Annotated in this window: 18 protein-coding genes; 11 read left to right on the forward strand and 7 right to left on the reverse strand. The window is 60.1% G+C overall.

The window, feature by feature from the left end; genetic code table 11:
* Nucleotides 1-40 precede the first annotated feature (40 nt).
* Genes QEH57_RS21290 through QEH57_RS21300 form a run of 3 tightly spaced genes read left to right on the forward strand, consistent with a single transcriptional unit; the run spans nucleotide 41 to nucleotide 1,416 of the window.
* Entirely contained in the window at nucleotides 41-481 is a 441-nt protein-coding gene (locus tag QEH57_RS21290) for a DUF2721 domain-containing protein (RefSeq protein ID WP_309008811.1), read from the forward strand.
* Nucleotides 474-917 (forward strand): DUF2721 domain-containing protein, encoded by a 444-nt coding sequence (locus tag QEH57_RS21295; protein WP_309008812.1) that lies wholly within the window; start codon nucleotides 474-476, stop codon nucleotides 915-917. Before QEH57_RS21290 ends, QEH57_RS21295 begins: the two co-directional genes overlap by 8 nt.
* A 4-nt stretch (nucleotides 918-921) precedes the next feature.
* The gene (locus QEH57_RS21300; RefSeq protein WP_309008813.1) at nucleotides 922-1,416 is read left to right on the forward strand and encodes a tetratricopeptide repeat protein; all 495 of its coding nucleotides are present in this window, start codon (nucleotides 922-924) and stop codon (nucleotides 1,414-1,416) included.
* Between the two features lie 43 nt (nucleotides 1,417-1,459).
* On the opposite strand, the gene QEH57_RS21305 is transcribed toward QEH57_RS21300, so the two are convergent.
* Nucleotides 1,460-3,028, reverse strand: a complete 1,569-nt coding sequence (locus QEH57_RS21305; RefSeq protein ID WP_309008814.1) for a response regulator — start codon at nucleotides 3,026-3,028, stop codon at nucleotides 1,460-1,462.
* Nucleotides 3,029-3,323: 295 nt separating this feature from the next.
* Here QEH57_RS21305 and larE point away from each other — a divergent pair, with 295 nt between their 5' ends.
* The 4 genes from larE to QEH57_RS21325 are packed head-to-tail and all read left to right on the forward strand — an operon-like array spanning nucleotide 3,324 to nucleotide 6,237.
* Complete coding sequence (larE, locus tag QEH57_RS21310) at nucleotides 3,324-4,151, forward strand: ATP-dependent sacrificial sulfur transferase LarE (RefSeq protein ID WP_309008815.1); 828 nt, start codon at nucleotides 3,324-3,326, stop codon at nucleotides 4,149-4,151.
* Nucleotides 4,148-4,804 (forward strand): nickel pincer cofactor biosynthesis protein LarB, encoded by a 657-nt coding sequence (gene larB, locus QEH57_RS21315; RefSeq protein WP_309008816.1) that lies wholly within the window; start codon nucleotides 4,148-4,150, stop codon nucleotides 4,802-4,804. Before larE ends, larB begins: the two co-directional genes overlap by 4 nt.
* Before the next feature lie 7 nt (nucleotides 4,805-4,811).
* Nucleotides 4,812-6,020: a nickel pincer cofactor biosynthesis protein LarC gene (larC, locus tag QEH57_RS21320; protein ID WP_309008817.1), complete on the forward strand. Its 1,209-nt coding sequence runs from the start codon at nucleotides 4,812-4,814 to the stop codon at nucleotides 6,018-6,020.
* Nucleotides 6,021-6,045: 25 nt separating this feature from the next.
* Nucleotides 6,046-6,237 carry a hypothetical protein gene (locus QEH57_RS21325; RefSeq protein WP_309008818.1) on the forward strand — a complete coding sequence of 64 codons (192 nt, stop codon included), beginning with the start codon at nucleotides 6,046-6,048 and terminating at the stop codon, nucleotides 6,235-6,237.
* Between the two features lie 58 nt (nucleotides 6,238-6,295).
* On the opposite strand, the gene QEH57_RS21330 is transcribed toward QEH57_RS21325, so the two are convergent.
* Nucleotides 6,296-9,100, reverse strand: a complete 2,805-nt coding sequence (locus tag QEH57_RS21330) for an ATP-binding protein (RefSeq protein ID WP_309008819.1) — start codon at nucleotides 9,098-9,100, stop codon at nucleotides 6,296-6,298.
* Between the two features lie 180 nt (nucleotides 9,101-9,280).
* Here QEH57_RS21330 and QEH57_RS21335 point away from each other — a divergent pair, with 180 nt between their 5' ends.
* Nucleotides 9,281-9,799, forward strand: a complete 519-nt coding sequence (locus QEH57_RS21335; RefSeq protein WP_309008820.1) for a hypothetical protein — start codon at nucleotides 9,281-9,283, stop codon at nucleotides 9,797-9,799.
* 87 nt (nucleotides 9,800-9,886) lie between these two features.
* On the opposite strand, the gene QEH57_RS21340 is transcribed toward QEH57_RS21335, so the two are convergent.
* Nucleotides 9,887-11,368 (reverse strand): M56 family metallopeptidase, encoded by a 1,482-nt coding sequence (locus tag QEH57_RS21340; RefSeq protein WP_309008821.1) that lies wholly within the window; start codon nucleotides 11,366-11,368, stop codon nucleotides 9,887-9,889.
* A gap of 1 nt (nucleotide 11,369) precedes the next feature.
* Nucleotides 11,370-11,741, reverse strand: coding sequence for a BlaI/MecI/CopY family transcriptional regulator (locus QEH57_RS21345; protein WP_309008822.1), 372 nt, complete (start codon nucleotides 11,739-11,741; stop codon nucleotides 11,370-11,372).
* Between the two features lie 346 nt (nucleotides 11,742-12,087).
* On the opposite strand from QEH57_RS21345, the gene QEH57_RS21350 reads away from it, so the two are divergent.
* Entirely contained in the window at nucleotides 12,088-12,900 is an 813-nt protein-coding gene (locus tag QEH57_RS21350; protein ID WP_309008823.1) for a DUF1080 domain-containing protein, read from the forward strand.
* Between the two features lie 51 nt (nucleotides 12,901-12,951).
* On the opposite strand, the gene QEH57_RS21355 is transcribed toward QEH57_RS21350, so the two are convergent.
* Entirely contained in the window at nucleotides 12,952-13,803 is an 852-nt protein-coding gene (locus tag QEH57_RS21355) for an RluA family pseudouridine synthase (RefSeq protein WP_309008824.1), read from the reverse strand.
* A gap of 99 nt (nucleotides 13,804-13,902) precedes the next feature.
* Nucleotides 13,903-14,784 (reverse strand): LysR family transcriptional regulator, encoded by an 882-nt coding sequence (locus QEH57_RS21360; RefSeq protein WP_309008825.1) that lies wholly within the window; start codon nucleotides 14,782-14,784, stop codon nucleotides 13,903-13,905.
* Nucleotides 14,785-14,941: 157 nt separating this feature from the next.
* Between QEH57_RS21360 and QEH57_RS21365 the strand changes: the two genes are divergently transcribed.
* The gene (locus QEH57_RS21365) at nucleotides 14,942-15,637 is read left to right on the forward strand and encodes a pirin family protein (protein WP_309008826.1); all 696 of its coding nucleotides are present in this window, start codon (nucleotides 14,942-14,944) and stop codon (nucleotides 15,635-15,637) included.
* An 82-nt stretch (nucleotides 15,638-15,719) separates the two neighbouring features.
* A complete protein-coding gene (locus QEH57_RS21370; protein ID WP_309008827.1) occupies nucleotides 15,720-16,175 on the forward strand; it encodes a DoxX family protein in 456 nt (151 codons plus the stop codon).
* A 45-nt stretch (nucleotides 16,176-16,220) separates the two neighbouring features.
* Here the strand turns inward: QEH57_RS21370 and QEH57_RS21375 are convergent, their stop codons facing one another.
* Entirely contained in the window at nucleotides 16,221-20,030 is a 3,810-nt protein-coding gene (locus QEH57_RS21375; RefSeq protein WP_309008828.1) for a hydantoinase B/oxoprolinase family protein, read from the reverse strand.
* Nucleotides 20,031-20,051: the final 21 nt, after the last annotated feature.

Genomic DNA, 20,051 nt, shown 5'->3' on the forward strand with positions numbered 1-20,051 from the left:
CCCGCCGACGTCGATGCGGCACGAACACTTTGTCGCCACAATGCAACTACAAGACGCCATAAACTTCATAAACGCCTCCCTGGCGCCCGCCGTCTTGGTCACCGGCGTTGGCCTCCTGCTCGCCGGGCTGCAATCCAAGTACAGCACCCTGGTCGGAGTCATCCGCCAGCTCAACGCCGAGCGCCGCAACCTCGAGCCGCTCAGCCCCAGCCTCAACCGCGTCAGCAAGCAAATCGACTCCCTCATGCAGCGGGCCCGCCTCGTACGCAACGCCATCTTCTGCTTCTACGCCACCGTCGTCTTCCTCGTCTTCTCATCGATAGCGCTCGGCATCGGCGTGCTGAGCTCTCTCGCCTCCACCATCCTCGTATTCATCCTTTTCGGAATATCCCTCGCCTTCCTCTTCGTCGGACTCGGCTACGCCACCCGCGAAGCCATCCTCTCCTACCGCATCGTCCAACTCGAGACCTCCGATGAGTGACCTCACGCAGCTCACCCTTGAGAACTACCAAGCGATCCTGGCGCCCTTCCTCATGATGACCTCGGCCGCCACCCTCGCTTGGGCATTGCAAACTCGCTTCAGCCGCATCGTGCAAGGCATCCGCAGCCTCGTATCCGACGGCAGCAGAGACAATATCGACTACGCCAGCTCCCTCGACAAACAAATCAAAAACCTCACCGAGCGCTCCCTCCTGCTGAGAAACGCGATCGCAACCCTCTACGGTTCCATGTGCCTCTCCCTCCTCACCGCCATCCTGCTCGCCGCCGCCACCGTCGCCAGCCTACCCCTCGCCGGCGCCGTGATCGGAACCTTCCTGCTCAGCCTCGTAGCCCTCTCGCTCGGCCTGCTCTTCGCCCTGCGCGAAACCACCCAGCACTACGTCACCCTCAAGGAGGAAATAGAGCACCACTCCTAGGCGCATGATCCCCACCGCCACACGACTGTCCTACGCAAACGGATACATCGAGCTCGGCATGCTCAAGGAGGCAAGCGAGGAGCTCGACGCGATCGATCCCGCCGATCGACTCAAGGACAGCGTCCTGCTCCTGCGCTCCAAGCTCTACCTCGAGGCCAAAAACTGGGAAGTCATGGCAGCCGTCTCCCAGCAGCTCGCCGAGCAAAGCCCCCACTCGCCGCACGCCTGGACCAATTGGGCCTACGCCCTGCGCGAAATGAACCGAAACGAGGAAGCCAAAAAAGTCGCCCTGCGCGGCCTCGTCATCCACCCGCAAGAGCCAATCCTCTGGTTCAACCTAGCCTGCTACTGTTCCCTGCTCGGCCAATTCCAGGACGCCTCCGACCACCTCGATTCCGCCATCAAGCTCGACAAGGACTTCGAAACGGAAAGCGTGGACGATCCGGACCTCGAAGGCCTTTGGAACTGGCTCAAAAGCCAGGAGGAAAGCGACGCCTGATTCCGCCCGCTCGCGAGCCCAGTCCAGCCCGCAAGCGCGCGACCTAGTTCACGCCCCGCCCGTGCTTCGGACGCGAAAGCGAAGCCGCCCGCAAGGTAGCTCGAATGTCCTCAATCTCGATCGGCTTGCTCAGCAAGCAGTGGATGCCGGCCGCTTCGCACTTGTCCTTCACGTCCTGGGTCACCGTCGACGTGATCGCAGCCACATAGGGCACGCTACCATCCGCCCCTTCCTGCAGTTCGAAAAGCAAGGCCGCCGTATCGAAGCCGTCCAGATCCGGCATGCGAATATCCATGAAAATCGCATCGTAGCGATTTTCATCCGCCAACCGCAAAGCCTCGCTTCCGCTCTCCGCTTCGTGCGGCTCGTAGCCAAGCTTCGACAAGGTCGCCATCAGGAAACTCCGCACCAAACGGCTGTCCTCCACCACCAACACGCTGAGCGGATAGGCCTGGGCGAAGCGGGCCGAGGACCCGTTTTCGAGCGCCCGCATCTGCGCCTCCACCTCCGAGCCCTCCGGACAGCTCACGGTGAAACGAAAATCGGAACCGCGCCCCAGTTCGCTTTCCACGCGAATCGTGCCGCCCAACATGCGCACCAAGCGCTTGCAAATCGCCAAGCCCAAGCCCGTGCCCGTGTAGCGGCGGCTGTACGACGAATCGACCTGCGTAAACGTGTCGAAGATCGAATCCACATCCGAGGGAGCGATGCCGATGCCCGTATCCGTCACGCGAAACTCCACCAGCTGCCCTTCCAACTGCCGAGCATGGATCCGCACCTCCCCCTCCGAGGTAAACTTAACCGCATTGCCAACCAGATTGACCAAGACCTGCCGTAAACGCTGGGCATCCGAAATCAACTCCCGCGGCAAGTTCGGGTCAATGCTCACGGCCAGCTTCAAGCCCTTCTCGCGGGCCGCATAGGACACCGCGCTCAATACGCTGGAGATCAAGTCGCGCGGACTGAAGCCCTCGTAGGCCAATTCCAAGCCACCCGCTTCGATCTTGCTGATGTCCAACACGTCCCCGATCAAGGTCAACTGGCTCTCCGCGCACTGCTTCATCATGGTCAGCAGCTCCTGGGCCTGCGGCTTCTCGCAAAGCGAGGACAGCAAGTTGATGCCGCCGATGATGCCATTCATCGGCGTGCGAAACTCATGGCTCATCACCGCTAGGAAATCGCTCTTGGCCTGCGAGGCAGCCTCCACCTTCCGCTTCGCCTTCGACAGCTCCACGATCAAACGGTAGCGCTCGATCGAGTGGTTTATGGTGCGCTCCAGAGCGGCCGCCGACAGCTCGTTCTTGCTCAGGTATTCCTGCACCCCCTTTTGCATCACCTTCCTCGCGATTTCCTCGTTGTCCAAGGCGCTCAGAATGACCAAGGGACAACTTGCGTGCTCCTGCAAGGCGTCGAGCTTCTCCATGTCCACCTCCACCGAAAGGCCGAGGTCCAGCAGCAGCACGTCGAAACGCTCCTCGTCCAGAAGCGCCAAAGCCGCCTCCTGGTTCGTGGCAAAGGTCAAACCGAAACGATTCCTCATTCCCCGAGCCTCGAACAAGCGCTTCAAAAACTCGCGATCGACCTCGCTCTCCTGGACTACGAGGATCCGCATCCGAATCTCCTTTTGCACACTGCTCTCACTTCTCTTTCTTCCGTTCTCCGTCTCAACCATACATAAGAGCTAACCAAACCTAGCCTCCCCACCGGCAGGCCGTATAAGGACGCTTTGGATACATACAATTAACACACAACTTTACGCATTTCGCAAAACCCATATGCCAATTGCGCCCTCTCTTTTCCCGGGAAAACAAGGCCCGCCCCCACTTCACAGAAGCGCTTCAGCGAAGACTCTTCTCGCATTTCCCCCCAACTCGCAGTCAAATGATCCCCTGCCTAGTATGAAGAGTGTGGCTCCCCAGTTAAACACAGACGAAACGCTGCTCCAGATCCGCGACTGGTTCGCCCAGATCCCGGGCAGCGTCACCGCATTCTCCGGAGGCGTCGACTCCGCCCTCGTGCTCTTCCTCGCCCGCAAGTACCTCGGCAAGGAACGGGCCATCGGCTGCATTTCCGACTCCCCCAGCCTTAAGCGCTCCGACCTCCAGGAAGCCAAGGACTTCTGCCAACGCTACGACATCCAGCTCGAAATCATCCATACCCAGGAGATCGACGACGAAGCCTACTACTCCAACCCCTTCAATCGCTGCTACGCCTGCAAGAGCCACCTCTACCAAGACCTTTCCGAGCTGCTGCAACGCCACCCCGGCTACGTGGCCACCAACGGCACCAACCGCGACGACCTCGGCGACTACCGGCCCGGACTGCAAGCCGCCTCCCAAGCGCAAGTCCGCTCGCCGCTGGCCGACTGCGGACTCGACAAGGCCGCCGTGCGCGCCCTCGCCAAACACCTCCAGCTGCCCAACTGGGACAAGCCCGCCAGCCCCTGCCTCAGCTCCCGCATCCCCTACGGGCAAGCCGTCACCCGCGAGAAGCTCAGCCGCATCGAACTCGCCGAAAGCGTGCTCGAACGCTACGGCTTCAAGCAAGCCCGCGTCCGCCACTACCAGGACGAAGCCCGCATCGAAGTCCCCGCCGCCGACATCGAGAAACTGCGCGACCAACTTCCCAAAATCACTGAAACCTTTACCGCTATCGGATTCCCTTCCACGACCTTGGATACCGAAGGGCTCGTATCCGGAAAACTGAACCGAGCCCTCCCCCGCCAGCAAACATGAGCGACTCTTTCGAAATCGATTTCAACCGCCCGGAACGGCTAGGCTTCCCCGAAGTCATCTTCGGAGCCAGCAAGCCCCTCCCCGTTCTCGCCGAAATCCTGCAAAGCCACCAAAGCAAGGGCCTCAACGCCCTCGCCACCAAAGTCCAAGCCGACAAGGGCGCCGCCCTCCAAGCCCAATTCCCCGGAAGCTTCTACGACGAGACTTCAGGCGTCTTCGCCCTCGAGGAGCCCGAACCCCGCGAGCCCGAGCAAAAGCAAATTGCCATCCTCTCGGCCGGCACCTCCGACGCCTTCGTCGTCAACGAAGCCTACTACACCCTGCGTTTCCTCGGCTGCGCCCCTAACCGCTACAACGACATCGGCATCGCCGGCATCCACCGCCTCCTCTCCAAAGTCGAAGCCCTAAAAAAGTACCGCGTCCTCATCGTCGTGGCCGGCTTCGAAGGCGCCTTGCCCACCGCTGTCGGCGGCCTTCTCCCCCAGCCCATCATCGCCGTGCCCGCCTCCGTCGGCTACGGTGTCTCCGCCGACGGAACCGTAGCCCTCAACACCATGCTCTCCAGCTGCGCCAACGGCATCACCGTGGTCAACGTCGACAATGGATACGGAGCCGCCATGGCCGCCTACCGCATCCTCCGCAGCAACGCCTAGTCACCAAATGTCGAATACGCTCTACATCGAACCCTTTTCCGGCATCGCCGGCGACATGCTCCTAAGCGCCCTCTGCTCCCTTGCAAATGCTTACGACACCATCCAGGCGCTCCCCGACAAGCTCCACCTGCACGACGCCAAGATAGAGATCCAAACCCTCAACAAAAACGGCATCGTCTGCAAACATATCAACATTATCGATACAGGCGAGCCGCACGGCCACCACCACCATCACCACCACGGCGAGCATTCCCACGACCACAGCCACGGGCCCCACCGTCACCTTAGCGATATCCTCGCCCTCATCGAAGCCGGACAAATTTCCCCGCGAGCCAAACAGATCGCAAAAGCCATCTTCCAAATAATCGGCGAATCCGAAGCGCGGATACACGATATCCCAATCGAAAAGATACACTTCCACGAAGTCAGCGGAGTCGACTCCATCCTCGACATCGTCGGCTGCGCCGTCCTGCTCGACCAACTCGACATCACCGCCTGCTACAGCGATCCCGTCTGCCTCGGCTACGGCTCCGTCAACACCCAGCACGGACTGCTTCCCGTGCCCGCGCCCGCCACCGCCGACATCCTCAAAGGCATTCCCACCTACAAGGGCGACGAAGCAGGCGAACGCTGCACCCCCACAGGGGCCGCCATCCTCAAGTTCCTGCAACCGCAATTCGCGCCGCCTCCCAGCCCCGCCCAAGACATCGCCTACGGCCCCGGCAAAAAGGACTTCAAGTCGGCCAACGTCGTTCGCCTCTCCCTGCTCGCCCCCCAACAAAGCGAAGCCACCACCACCTGGGTCATCGAAACCAACCTCGACGACTGCACCGGCGAGTACCTCGGCTCCGACTTCCAAGACGGACTGCTGCAAGCCGGCGCCCTCGACTACCACCTCAGCTCCGCGCAAATGAAAAAAGGCCGCCCGGGCCTGCTCCTCAGCGCCCTTGCACCCACCGAATTCCGGGACGCCGTAGCCGACTATATCCTGGAGAACACCAGCAGCATCGGGGTGCGCTACCACGCCACCGAACGACGCGTCCTCAAAAGAAGAAAGATTGCCATCGAGACCGAGTACGGTACGGTTCTAGCTAAAGAATCCGAAACGCCTTCCGGACAAAAAAAGACCAAACTCGAATACGAATCCCTCAAGGAACTAGCCCGAAAACACCAGATTTCCGTCCAAGAGCTGAAACGAAAGATTGCCCGCTCCTAAGTCGCAGCCAAGACTCCAGACTCAAATGAAAAAGACCATCACCGCAATTGCCTCCCTCGCCCTTGCCGCAACCGCCGCAGCGCACACCACTGCCGTTCCCCACACCCACTCCGGCTGGGAACTCAACGCAAACACGCTCCTAGGCGCAGCCGGCACCTTAGCCCTCGCCGTCCTCGCCATCTGTATCTTTCGCAGAAAAGCGAGCAGAGCCAAGTAGGCCTCCGGCCCAAACCATTTTCTCCCGCAAGCCCGCCGCCTTCCCGCTGCGGGTTTCCTTACGCCCCGATACCCAGAACATCGCGCAACAGTCGCTGCGCCTCGGTCTTCGTTTCCGCCACCATGGTCGGCACCTCCCGCCAAGCCGACTCGACCTGCCCCCAGTCACCGCCTACGCAGGCTGTCTCCACCACGTCGGCAACGTTCCCCAGCCGGTTCGCTCCGAAACTCCGAGAGCTCCCTTTCATGGTGTGGGAGTGCAAACGGGCCTTTTCGATGTCCGCCACCTCTTCGATGGCATGACGCAGCGCCTCGAAGGTTTCGTCCAATCCGCTCAAATAATCGCCGACCAAGCTGCTGACCAATTCCTTGTCCTCCCCAAACATGCTAAGCAGCTCTTCCAAGTCGAACAGAGCCGCCTCGCTCGTTCCCTCCACAGGCCCATGCGCTTGCGCAGTTCCCGGGCCGTCTAAGTCAACAGCAACGTCCTCACCGAGCGCCTCAACTTCCTGGCTTTCAGAACTGGCCGTATCCTTCGCCTGTTCCGAGGGCTGCCCTAGGAACTGACGCAGCTTCTCGGTCAAAACCTTCGGCCGGATCGGCTTCGCCAAGTAGTCGTCCATCCCGGCATTCAGGCACTTGTCCCGATCCCCCGACATCGCATTGGCCGTCAAGGCTACGATGACCGAATCGCGGCATAGCGTATCGCTCTTTCCACTACGGATAATTCCCGTCGTCTCGTATCCGTCGAGTTCCGGCATCATGCAATCCATGAAGATCATGTCGTAACGCTTCCGACGGGTCGCTTCGATAGCCTCCAAGCCGTTCGACGCCGTATCTGGCTGCAAACCGTGACGCTTGAAAAGCTCCTCCGCCACCAAGCGGTTCGCCGTGTTGTCATCCACGACCAAGACCTTCGCTTGCGGAAACTGGGGCAGCTCCTCGCTTTCCACGCGACGCTTCGCGTCCGCGTTCTCATCGTTCAAGATCGAATGCGCAATGCGGCGAGCCGACGCTGGCGGAAGCAAAAGCCGAATCCCCGGTACCGCCACGTCCACGTTGGTCCGCCGCAGCGAGGGGTCCGCCAGCATCAAGCTACGAACCTGCCTACCCTTGAAGCATGCCTTCCACGGGCCCAGCCCCAAGCCTTCCTCGAACACGACATCCGTATACGCCCGACCGTCGAAATCCGCTTCATCGAGCAATAGCTTGCTGGCCTCGAAGTCCGCCGCCACATCCGCTTCCACCGCGACTTCCCGCAAGGCATACTTCAGCGAATAGGCCAGCTCCGAGCGATTGGATACAATGAGGATGCGGCGCCGAGCCAGCGTTTCCTCCTGCTTCTGCCCCATCTTGAAACGCGGCCCCGCCGTTCGCTCAAACGGAATCCGTATCCAGAACTTGGATCCTTCTCCCACTTCGCTTGAGACCCCGATCGTTCCATGCATCAACTCCACTAAACGCCGACTGATCACCAATCCCAGGCCCGTTCCGCCAAACTTGCGGGATGTCGATTCGTCCGCTTGGGAAAAAGCCCGAAACAACTTCTTCTGCACCGATTCCGGAATACCCATTCCGGTATCGCGTACCCAAATATTCGCTACCAATTCATCCGCCCCTACTTCGAGCTCCACTCCCAACTCGATGGAGCCACGCTCCGTGAACTTAATCGCATTGTTCACCAAGTTCGAGAGCACCTGCTTTAGCCGATGCGAATCGCCCCGCACCGGTTCGCTGATCCGCCCATCCGGCAGCACCACCACGTCCAAACCTTTCTGGCTGGCGCTCAAGGCAAAGAGACTTGCGACCTCCTCCATCACCTCGATCAAGTCAAAGGGACTGTCGTCGATCTCCAGCTTGCCAGCTTCGATCTTCGAGAAATCCAAGATATCGTTGATCAAAACCATCAAGGACTCCGAACAGTTCGACAAGGTATCGAGATAACGACGCTGCACGTCGTCGAGAGCCGTCTCCCTTAACACCGTATTCATTCCTAGAATACCGTTCATGGGCGTGCGAATCTCATGGCTCATGTTCGCCAAAAAGTTCGACTTCGCCTCCTCAGCCTCCTTCGCCTGACGGGCAAACGCTTCCGCCCGCCTCATCTGCTGCTCCAAAGCCACATTCGATTCCGTCAATTCCTTGGTACGCTCCCTCACTAGCTCATGCATTCGGCTCGAAAACTTCTCCAAGCTCTCGCCCAGGCTTTGCAGCTCCGTCACTTCCGCATTGCGAAACCCGATACGCTTCGCTCCTCGCACCGCCCGATCCGCCGCGCGGGACAACAAAATGATCGGAGACGCAATCCGCCGAATCGTCTCCTTAATCGTTCGCAGGTAGAAAAAAACCAGCACCGTAAGCGTCAGCAAGGTCCCCCCGCCTGCAATCCACTTCATGTTGCGGATCGACGCTTCCTGTTCCCGCAACACCCTGCCAGCTCGAGCTTCCAACTGAGTCAGCTCTTTCTCGAAGCCCTCGGAAGAATCGTGGAAAACCCATTGCTTGTTGTCGTTCCCTCCATCCTCGAAGACGGCCTCAGCAGATAGAAGATAGGCGCGGAAGGCCTCCTCCACCTCAGCCCACTGGTAGTCGCGGCGGGCCACTTCGCTAACGTTCATCTTCTCGATGATCTCCTCGCACTTCTCCAAGCGGCTATCGACCAGGAAACCCAGATAGTCCGCATCGCCGTAACTGTAAACGTCGTGCAGCAAACGCAGCTCTCTGGCATGGTACACGAACTCCCCGATCAGCTGGCGATGCACCGAGCCTTCCCCCGAGGTCTTCTGCTTCATCACTACGCCCCAAGCCAGAGTCGAGATCGTTCCCATGACGAGAATCACCACGACCAGAATCTTAAGGGACAAAAGAGTTAGAAGCTTCGATAGAGTCACAATACAGGTAAGTATGAGTAAAGTTCACATCGCCCCAGAGGGACGCTAACTATAGTTTTCTGCCCCGATTGCTCAAATCCCCCCTCCGTTTAATGCATTTTTGACTTAGAAGGAGGCTTGCAGCGCCCGCCCCCCTTAAAACACAGTCCCCCTATGCTTCAGAAATTGCCTGCCTCCCTCTGCCTGCTCGCCCTCGCAGCCTCCTCTCTCCCGCTGCACGGGCAAGACAAGATCGACCAAGTGCTCACCGAGCTGAAAAGCCTGCGCCAGCAGGTGGCCGAGCTCGAAGCCAGAATCGATAGCCTCGAAACCGAAAACGCTGCCGCCGTCGCCGCCCTCGACAGCGATTCCTCCGAAATCCAGCCCCGCCAACGCAAGAACCTCTTCGACAACATGCGCATCGAGCTCAAGAAGGCGGAAGTGCGGGCCAGCGGAGCTTGGACCTCGCCCGCCGCCTGGAACAGCATCGACAACGGACTCAGCGTCGACGAAGTCATCGCCGCCCTCGGCGAACCCACCGCCCGCAAATTTTCCGTACGCCGCGACACCGACGAGATCCTCTACTACCGCGGCGATCTCGAAGGAACCGGCGAACCCATCGAAGGAGAAATCCGCATCTACAAGGGCAAAGTACGCCGCTTCACCCTGCCCGACTTTCCCGAGAACGATTAAGCTGCAATCCAGCCTCGTCCCTTGGCAAATAGGTGGCGAGCGACCACAAAAAAGCCGTATCCTTAAATCAGATACGGCTTTTAAATCTCAATTCCGGAATCGTCCCGAAGGCTCTATCAACTCGAACGACCTGAGCCAAACTCCGGACGCACCGCTCGCGCTCAAGCCATAGTCGATTTCTCGAGCGCTGCTGGCTAAGCCTAGCCGTAATTCCATGAAGCGCACATCCGAGCCCGCGTCGCTCACCGCCGAGGTCGAGGCCCGATTGATCACGCGGCCCTCCTGGTTTCGCACCGAAACCCAAAAGTCCTGGTCGGCGCTGCCCGCATCGACCTCGTAGGTCACCCGAGCGATCACCTCGCGACCAGCCATGCTAGCCACGTCCACTTCCTGCAGCCAGCTACGCGGCTTGCTCAGCAAGGCGGAGTCCAGCAGGCGACCGATCTCGATATCCTCCGCCCGGTCCCGCTCCTGTCCAGTCAGACGGAAAAAGGCCGAACCCGAGAAACGCGTCAGCCCCAGCAGGCGCTCCGCCTCGTTTTCGACCTCCGCTTCTTCCGTGATCGAGTAAACGAAGGAGGCCCCGAAAAGCCCCAAACCGAGAATCGCGAAAACCGGAGCCGAGCGGCGCGGGCTCGCGATCAGATGGATGCGGTCGCGCAAAGCGCTGGCCTTGCGGTTCCCGAGCAGGCAAAGCGCCCCTGCCGGCGAAGTCAGCGAACCGCGGCAGCGCTGCATCACCCGCAACAAAGTCAGGCCGTAATCCCGCACCGTGGTAATGCTCACCGTGTCCACCACATCCGCGTCGCAGGCTTGCTCCATGGATATCTTGAACTGGCGGAATACCAGCCAGACCAAGGGGTTGTACCAGTGGACAAAGCAAACCAGCATCAGGAGGTGATGCAGGAACAAGTCGCCTCGCTTGTAATGGGTCAGCTCGTGCAGAAGCACGCAGCGAATCTCCTCGTCGCTCAATTCGTCCGCCAAAACCTTCGGAATCACTACCCGCGGATTGAAGATGCCAGCGATGCCCGGCGTCTTCACGTCCCTGGAAACCAGCAAGGGCACATTCGCGTGAATCCCGAAACGGCGGCGCGTGTCCTTGAACACCTCGTACAAGCGACCGGAATGGATCCGCTCCGCTCGCCCGAAAAAGCGGTGTAGGCGAATCGCGTTCGTCACCAAACGGGCCACCAGGACCAAGAAGCCGACCGCCCACAGCGTCACCAAGGCGTTCTCCCAGGAAAAGCCGACCAAAGTGCTCTTCACCAACTCGTCCTGCGTGCGGAAATCGGGCAGCAAGGTTTCGCCCCAGCCAGACTCCACCACGCCGCTGCGCAGCACGCTGGTCCAAGTCGAAGGCTGCAAGTTCTCGCTCAGATTGAAGATGCTGCCGCTAAACGGCAGGGCCAATGGCAGCGACAAGCGAATCACCAACAAAGCCCAGGCCCAGCAAAGAAGCTTGGGCGAAAGCCAACGCCTCAAGGCCGGGATGGCCAAAAGCATGAAAAAGCTGAGCAGCGCGAAGCGTACCGATGCGTCCCAATAGGACCAAAATAGATCTGCCATGTTACTTTGCCTTCCGGTCGAGGATAGCCCTTAGCTCATCCAGTTCACCATCCGACAACTCTTCGTTCTCGATGAAATGGAGCATCATCGGAGCAACCTTGCCCCGAAACACTTTGCTAAGGAAATGACTTCCCTCGGTCCGTCGGCACTCCCCTTCGCTCAGAAGGCAGGAGTAAACGTTCGCGCGTCCTTCGCGCTGAGACTCGATCACGCCCTTCTGCTCCAAACGAGCCAAGAAGGTGTTCACGGTCTTTTGCTTCCATTGGTCGTGGGGCAGCAGGTCGAGCACTTCCGTAGCGGTCATCGGGGCATGATCCCAGACTACTTTCATGACTTCCCATTCTGCATCGGATATTTTGGGGCCTTTTTCCATAGCAAGTAAAACGAGGCCTCGAATAGACTACGAATGTAGTAAAGAGTCAAGGCCGGGCGGTTATTTTAGAGTGCCCCCTTTTCTGCGGATCCTCCGCTCCGCTGCAACGCCAAAAGCGACTGCCGGCCGGCCGCGAGCGACCCGCGATCGCATTTACGCATTCTTCGCAAAGAAAACGCCTCCTCCCCGCTCCACGGGATAAGCGAATTCCAGAGCTTCCTCACCACCCGCCCTGTCCCCCCTCCGGCACGGGGAAAGCGATGCCCGCCAGCCCGCGAAATTAGCCGCGAGAGCTCCGCAAATGCCTTGAAAAATCGCCCCAGAGCTGCGACTTCAATTCTCCACTATGTTGAAACTAGCCCCTGCCCTCATCGCCACTCTCAGCCTCGCCCTAGCGACCTCCTGCGCCGCCCAAAATAAGGTCGAGCTCCCCGATCCCAAGCTCACCGAGCAGTGGGAACCCAAAGTGCCCGTGGTTGACGCCCCCGCCAACGGAATCCCCTCCGACGCCATCGTGCTCTTCGACGGCAGCAACCTCGACGCCTGGGAGCACACCAACCCCGACGCCAAGCCCTGGACCATAGCGGACGGGGCCTTCACCGTAGCCAAGCAAAAGCCCAAGACCAACAACGGCCTCCGCACCAAGCAATCCTTCGGCGACGTGCAACTCCACCTCGAATTCCGCTCCCCCCCTGTCGTCGAAAGCCAAGGACAGGGACGCGGCAACAGCGGCCTCTTCTTCGGCGACGGCCGCTACGAAACGCAAATCCTCGATTCCTACCAAAACGAGACCTACGCCAACGGCCAGCTCGGCGCCCTCTACAAGCAGTACCCGCCCCTCGCCAACCCTGCCCGCAAGCCAGGCGAATGGTCCACCTACGACGTCGTCTACATCGCCCCCCGCTTCCACGCCGACGGCTCCCTCAAGTCCCCCGCCCGCATCACGACCTTCATCAACGGCGTACTCACCCAGCTGGACGCCGAACTGTTCGGCCCCACCATCTTCCGCGGAATCCCCGAGTACAGCGCCCACCCCGTCAAGCAACCCATCTTCCTGCAAGACCACGGAGACCTCGTTTCCTTCCGCAACATCTGGTTGCGCGAACTCGACGGCGACGAAATCAACGACCGCACCATCCTTCCCGAGCTGAAAAAGTAAGTCACCACCCTTTCCGCTCCGCTGCCCCGACCAGCGGAGCCGCCCCAGCCCCTAGAGCTCCATGCCGCGAGGCAAGGGCGCCTCGAACTCCAGCAAGGCGCCCGTCTTCGGGTGCGGTATCCATAATTTCGATGCATGCAAGGCGAGCCGACCCATAGGATTGGACCGCGCCCCATACTTCAAGTCGCCCGCTACCGGATGCCCGATCGCCGCCAACTGAGAGCGGATCTGGTTCTTCTTGCCGGTCTTCAGCTGCACGCTCAACAAGCTGTGCTCCCCACGCTCCGCAACGACCCGATAGCTCAGCGTCGCCATCACGCTGTTCTTCGACTGCGACTCCGACGCGTGCATGACCAGCCGTTCGTCCTCCCGCAAAAAGTGCGTCAAGGTCGCGACCTTGCGCTGTAGCCTCCCCTCCACCAGGGCGTGATACACCTTCTTCGCCGCCGCCCAATGCTTCATCACCTTGGCCTGGTACTCCTCGCTCTTCACCAACACCAAGACGCCGGAGGTATAGAGGTCCAGGCGATGCACGATAAACGCATGCTCCCGCGTCTGCCTCAGCGCCGCGTTCACCAAGCTCAAAACGTTGCGCGACTTCTCGTGCTTGCTCGGCACCGTCAGCAAGCCATTGGGCTTCACCACCACCAGCAAGGCTCCATCCTCGTACAAGACCTCGAAAGGCAAGGCCCGCCGCGGGGCCACCCGCTCCGTCCTGATCTCGATCAAATCCCGGCTCCCCACCAACACGTCATGGCGAGTCACCGATTGCCCGTTCACATGCACGAAACCGCTGCGAAGCAGGTCCTTCAATCGCGTACGCTTGGAGTCCGGCAGGGCGATAAACAAGTGAGCCAGCAAACCAGTCGATTCGCTGGGGCTGGGCAAAGTGCGATTTGCCATACAGTCTTTTGAGCGAATCCATTGCTCCTTCCCGAGCACCTTGTCGACTGCAAAAACGCAAGGCCCCAAGCCCCTCTCAACTCCCGGCCCCGAGCTCCGTCACGCGTCCCCCCGGCAAACCTCCATCGCCTTATCCAGAAAGGCCGCCTCCTTCGCCAGCAGAGCGCGCTCCCGCCAAGCGATCCCTACCACCAAACATTCCATCTCCTCCTCTAGTTCCAGCAAGGTCACGCGCCCACCTGCCACGCAGGCCAGCGACTCGGTAACGACCGCCACCCCCATGCCCGCTTCCACGGCAGCCACCAAGCTGCTCACGCTCTCATGCTGCTCCGCCAGCTTGAGCCTTACCTTAGCCGCCTTGAACAAGCGCCCCAGCAAGTCCCCATACTCCGGATACTCCTTGAGGTCGAAGCCCAGCAAAGTCTCCTTCTTCAGCCTCCCCAGCGACACGCTCCCGCCCTTAGCCAAAGCATGCTCGTTTCCCACTGCCAACCGCAAGCCCTCCCGCTTCAAAGCCTCGAAACGGAAGCCCGCCAAGGCCTTCACCTTGCTCTCCAACATAAAGGCGAAATCCAGGTCCCCGCTCCGCAAGCCCGCCATCATTTCCTCCGACGAAAGGTCGTGCAGCTTCACCTTAACCTTGGGAAACTCCGCCTGAAAGGCCCGAATCGTCGGCGGCAAAATCTTAACCGTAAGCGACGGAGCGTAACCGATATGCAGCTCCCCGCTTCCTCCTTCCGCCACAGCCCGCGCCGCAGCGATCCCCACCTCCAAGCGCTTCAGCACCTCGCTGGCCTCGTCCAAAAACACCCGCCCCGCTTCCGTTAAAGCCACCGACTTGGCGCTGCGCTCGAGCAAGGCAAAGCCCAGCTCCTCCTCCAAATCCCTCACCTGGCGACTCAAAGCCGGCTGCGACACGTGCAGCTTCTCCGCCGCTCGCGTCACGTTTTCCTCCAATGCCACCTCAATAAAATACCTCAAATGCCTCAGCTCCATCTCACATCTTCTCCAACCAAATCCTAACCTAATTCCACAACCCCAGTACCCAGTACTCAGCATCCAACCATGCACCAAAAGCATGCTCAGGCAAGAATCATAGTCTTTCACAAAACGCCCCTTCCCGTGGCATACTGCATCCATGATACAAATACGCAGATCAAATGAACGCGGCCACGCCAACCACGGCTGGCTCGAATCCTACCACAGCTTCAGCTTCGCCAACTACTACGATCCCAACTGGATGGGCTACCGTAGCCTCCGCGTCATCAACGACGACATCGTCATGCCGGGCAAGGGCTTCGGCACCCACCCTCACCGCGACATGGAAATCATCACTTACGTGCTCAGCGGCCAACTCGAGCACAAGGACTCCATGGGCAACGGCCGCGTCATCCAACCGGGCGACTTCCAATACATGGCCGCCGGTACCGGCATCCAGCACAGCGAGTTCAATCCCTCCAGCGACGAAGCCGTGCACCTCCTGCAAATCTGGATACAGCCCGACAAAAACGGAGTCGCGCCCCGCTACGCCGAACGCCACATGGCCGAAGTCACCAGCGGACAATGGCACCTTGCCGCCAGCAAGTCAGGCCGCGACAACTCCATGGCCATCCACCAAGACGCCGAGCTCTCCCTTGCCCGCCTCGATCCGCATCAGGAAATCGAATACACGCTCGCCGAAGGCCGCCACGCCTGGATGCACCTCGCCGAAGGCCAAGTCGAGCTAAACGGCCAACGCCTAGAAGCGGGAGACGCCGCCTATCTCAGCGGCCCCGAAACGCTCCAGCTAACAGCCGCCACCGCGTCCCAAGTTCTCCTCTTCGACCTGAAGTAAGTGCGACCTTCATCGCGATCCCATCAGCCCCCCGGGGCGGAGCCTACCCAAAACCCAACAATCTTAAAACAACCTATACACAATGAAATACATCCAATCCATCCTCGCGACTTCCAACACCGTCGCTCCTCTCATCGCTCGCCTGACCCTGGCCATCGTCATCTTCCCGCACGGAGCTCAAAAGCTCCTCGGCTGGTTCGGCGGCTACGGCTTCTCCGGCACCATGGGCTACTTCACCGAAAACCTCGGCATCCCCGCCCTCTTCGCCTTCCTTGCCATCATCGCGGAGTCCTTCGGAGCCCTAGCCCTCTTCGCCGGAGCCCTCTCCCGCGTCGCCGCCTTCGGTATCGGAATAACCATGACAGTTGCCATGTTCATGGGCCACACCACTAACGGCTTCTTCATGAACTGGTACGGCAACCAAGCCGGCGAAGGCTTCGAATACCACCTCCTAGCCATCGGCCTAGCCCTCATCGGCATCATCTCCGGCGGCGGAAAACTCTCCGTAGACGCAGCCCTTTCCCAAAACAAAAACTAAGCCACCTCCCAAGGGCCTCCTAAGCACGGAGGCCCTTTTCACTTTTCAACCTTCCTCTCCCCAGGCCCCGCCGCCCGGCGTGCGAATTTCCAATACGCTCTCCGCGGCCAAATTCCAATGCCCATTGCCCGCCAGCATCTCCGCTTCTCCATTGGGCTTAAACAGCACCTGCTCCCCGCAAGCTCCCGCGTCGCCGCCAGAAACGCCAAACGGCTCCTCCACCCGACGCTGCGTCAAAAGCGACAAGGTTACCGGTTCCAAAAACCGGATACGCTTCACCACGCCGTCTCCCCCTCGGTTTTTTCCGCATCCGCCCGATCCGGGCCGCAAGGAAAACGCTTCCACCCGCACCGGATACCGCAACTCCATGATCTCCGGATCCGTCATCGCCGTATTCGTCATATGAGTGTGCACCCCACTCGCCCCAGCCCGCTCGGAGGTTGCCCCCTCGCCGCCTGCAATCGTTTCGTAATACCCGAAACGATCCGTGCCAAAAATTAAGTTGTTCATGGTCGACTGGCTGCAAGCCGCCAAGTCAAAGGCCTTTATCAATACGGAAACCACCAGCTGGCTCACTTCCACATTGCCGGCCACCACTGCTGGACACTTACTCGGGTCTCCCTCGAAAGCCGGATTCAACATTCCCTCCGGTATTCGAATATCAACCACATCGAGAAAACCCTCGTTGAGCGGAACGTCCACCGCCGCCAACAAACGCAGCACGTAAATCACCGCGCTCGTCGTAATCGCCGGCGTCGCATTGTAGTTGTCGGGCTGCACCTCTGCCGTCCCCGAAAAGTCGATCAACCACTTGCCGCTTTCCTGCTTCGAGACCGCCACCGAAACCTCAGCCCCATTGTCCAAGCGCTCCGTAAACACAGTCAGCTCGCCCTCCAAGGGGCGATCGCTCAACGACAGCCGCAAGGCCGTAGCCGCCCTCTCCTTCAGCAGGCCCATAAAGCGACTCACCCGCTTCGTTCCCTCCTTCCGAGCGAGTTCCCGCAAAGCCGACTGGCCACGGCGGATCGACGCCAGCTGGGCCGACAAGTCGGCCACGTTTTCATCCACCGAGCGACTCGGGAAACGACCTTCCTTCAACAAGCCCAGCAAGGGAGCCCAATCAACCTTCCCGCCTACAACCAACTTCAAAGGGGCGATCACCACTCCCTCTTCCTCCAAACTTCGAGCATGCGGAGGCATGCTCCCGGGAGCGATGCCCCCGATCTCCGCGTGGTGAGCGCGATTCGCCACATAGCCTAGCAAGCTTTCCCCAGATTCCGAATACACCGGAGCCAGCAAAGTTACATCCGGCAAATGCGAACCGCCAAAGGCAGGATGATTCGTCACCACCACATCGCCCGGCTCCAAATCCATCGATCCCAGCACCGTGCGCAAACAGACGCCCAAAGCCCCCAGATGCACCGGAATGTGGGGAGCATTCGCCAGCAGGTACCCCTGCCGATCCAAAAGCGCGCAGGAGAAATCCTTGCGATCCTTCACGTTCGTCGAAAAAGCCGCTCGCTCCAGCAGAGCCCCCATCTCCTCCACGATCGAAAGAAAGCGATTCGTAAATAACTCCAGCTCCACCACATCGCCCCGAGGCCCGCGTTGCTCGCGTGCCTTCCTCTTACTGAGCTTCAAAGTTCCCTGACTCCCAACTACCGCCGACCAACCGGTATCCACAAAAACCGTACTAAACGGATCCTGGATCACCACGGGTCCTTCGACCCCATCCCCCGCAGCAAGGTCCTTCCGGTCTACGAAACCCTTCGAGCGAGCCCCCGTCTCCAATCCCCCTGCATCCTCAGAGGGCAAGGCGCCAGAGCCAGGATCCGCTCGGAACGTTTCCTCCTCCAGCTCGCTCTCTCCGCTCACCGCCGCGACGCGGACAGCAACCAGCTCGACGGCCAACCCTTCCGGCAAAAAGCCGAACTGCTCCTGGTACGCCGTTTCGAAGCGTTCCTGCAAGCGATCCAGCTCGCCCCCTTCCAGGGTCACGATCGATTCCTGCCCCCTAAACCTCAACTCGAAACGCGGATCCCGCAGTCGGACCTCCCTCTCGGCAATCCCGTCCTCGATCAAGCGCGTCCGCGCCTCCTTAGCCAACTCCGCAACCCAATCCGCCAACTCGTCCCTACTCTCGCTCAGGGCCCGCAAAACCTGGCGACCCGCAAACTGCTCGACCTGGGCAAAACGCAAGCCCCGCGCGCTCAGCAAGCCCGCATCCGCCGGAAAGACGATCGTATCCATATCCAAGATACTCGCCACCGCGCAAGCATGCAGTCCCCCGGCTCCGCCAAAAGCCACCAACGCATACTCCGACGGGTCGTAGCCTTCACCCGTGGAAATCTTGCGAATCGCTTCCGCCATGGTCTCGTTGGCGATCGCCAAAAGTCCCTCTAGAATCGCCATGCGCTCCATGCGCTCGCCCGTCGCTTCCAAAATCGACTCCTGCAGCTCCGCCAACCTTCGCTCCGCCTGGTCCAAGAAAACCGGAATCCCAAACTTCGACGCGTCCAAACGCCCTAGCAACAAGTTCACGTCCGTAATCGCCAAGGGCCCGCCCGCCCCATAGCACGCCGGCCCCGGATTCGCCCCCGCGCTCTGCGGACCGACCCGCAAGGCAGACCCGTCGAACCAACAGATCGACCCGCCGCCCGCTGCGACCGTTTCAATTCGTAAGCTCGGAGCGAATACACGCGCGGCGCCGATTCGCTGTTCGAACTTGTAGTCCAGCTGCCCATCGAATCGGGACACATCCGTACTGGTCCCACCCATGTCAAAAGCGATGCTACGCGCCCTGCCCGCCTGCAGCCCCGACCTCGACGAGCCCACCACTCCGCCAGCAGGACCGCTCAACAAGCTATCCTTCGGCCGGTAATTCCCGCGACTCACCAAACCACCAGCGCTGGTCATCACCCGCAAACGGCCCGACTTCGAAGCCGGCGATTCGCGGCGCGCACCTCCATCAGTTGCAACCTCCACCGCATCCAAGTACGCATCCATAATGGGCGCCAGATACGCGTCCACCAACGCCGTTTCCGCGCGCGGCAGAATCTTCGCAAACGGACTCAGCTCGCTCGAAATCGAAACAAAGTGCGCCCCCTCCTCGCGCAATATTTCCGCCACACGACGCTCCTGCGCCCCGTCGCGATAGCTATGCAGCAAAGCAACCGCGAAGCTCTCCACCCTATCCGCCAAAGACTTCCTAGCGAAAGCCCGCACCGACGCCTCGTCCAAGCCTTGCAGCTGCGATCCATCCGCCGCCAAACGTCCCGAAACTTCGAATACACACTCATGCAAAGGTTCAGGCTTCCGGATCCCGAGTTCGAACAAGTCGGGACGCTGCTGGTTCCCAATCCTCAACAAATCCCCGAATCCCTCCGTCACTAAAAACGCAGTCTTCGCCCCCTTCAGCTCCAGCAAGGCGTTCGTTCCCCGCGTCGTCGCCAGCCGCATCTCCAGCTCCGGCAGTTCCTCGTCCAAACGCGCGCCCGACAGTATCCGCGCCGCCAAAACCGGCGGCTCCTCGGGGGACTGCAGCTCGCAAAGCTGCCCGACTTCGATCCCCCCAATCTCCGCATCCAACACCAGCTCACCCGACTCCGCGTCCCAACCGAGCGCCTTGGCTCTCTGCTCCGTCCCCAAAACTTCGAAACCGTAACCCCGATAAAAGTCTCTACAAACCGGATACGCCAAATCGACCCGGATCTTCCTCTCTCCGCAAACCTCCAGCACACGCCCCCGCAAAGCCGAAGAGGAAAGCGTCTTCACCCGCAGCTCTTCCCCCTCCGGCGAAAGCGCGATGCAATCCGTAAATGTTCCCCCCGTATCGATCCAAAATTTCCAAGGCATCGTCTCACGCTATTTCTCATA

This window comes from Pelagicoccus sp. SDUM812005 (assembly GCF_031127875.1).
Classification (GTDB): domain Bacteria; phylum Verrucomicrobiota; class Verrucomicrobiia; order Opitutales; family Opitutaceae; genus Pelagicoccus.